1 protein-coding gene and 1 pseudogene are annotated in these 638 nt (G+C 52.5%); one reads left to right on the forward strand and one right to left on the reverse strand.

Annotation, left to right across the window (positions count from 1 at the left end; all coding sequences use genetic code 11):
* A pseudogene (locus ACW4DH_RS18985) lies at positions 1-154 on the reverse strand (electron transfer flavoprotein subunit beta/FixA family protein); the annotation flags it as partial.
* Positions 155-553: 399 nt separating this feature from the next.
* Between ACW4DH_RS18985 and ACW4DH_RS18990 the strand changes: the two are divergent.
* Positions 554-638: hypothetical protein (locus ACW4DH_RS18990; RefSeq protein WP_459637964.1), on the forward strand; the 85-nt coding region annotated here is incomplete at its 3' end.

The following is a 638-nucleotide window of genomic DNA, read 5'->3' on the forward strand; positions in this document are numbered from 1 at the left end:
TCTCCTTGAGGCGTACGGCTTCTTCGACGGCGATCTCGCAGAAGGGATTCATGGCCATCTTGACGTTGGCCAGGTCGACATCGGAGTGATCCGGCTTGACGCGGATCTTGACGTTGTAGTCAATGACGCGTTTGACCGCGACGAGTACTTTCATAGCGTCCTCGCTTGGTTAGAAAACCCGTGGAAAACTACCGGCATGCCCTGATAAAAATTCATGCAAGCGTTTGATAGAGAGCCTATCGCAAAAAATATCGCTCGGCATCATGCATCTTACGATTTATTCAGCTGCATATTCGCGTAAGGGCCAGAGCGGGTCAAACTCTTCAAAAATGGGTATCCTGAGCAGGACATAATTTGCCTTAAAGTGGCCTATGGCGTGCTTTTGATGCTTGGCTATCTAGCGCCTAGCGTGAACTCTCACCAGAGAGATACCTGAACAACACATACGGCTAGAAACAAACGAGCGTTTGAAATAGACTTTCGGTAATCGAAATGATGGCGCCCTGACCGCCTGGCATCCAAGACGAGGAGATAAGACGTGGAACGTGAATACATGGACTTCGACGTGGTCATCGTCGGTGCCGGTCCCAGCGGCCTGTCCGCCGCCTGCCGCCTGATGCAGCAGGCCCAGGCCGCCG

This window comes from Halomonas sp. WWR20 (assembly GCF_054602495.1).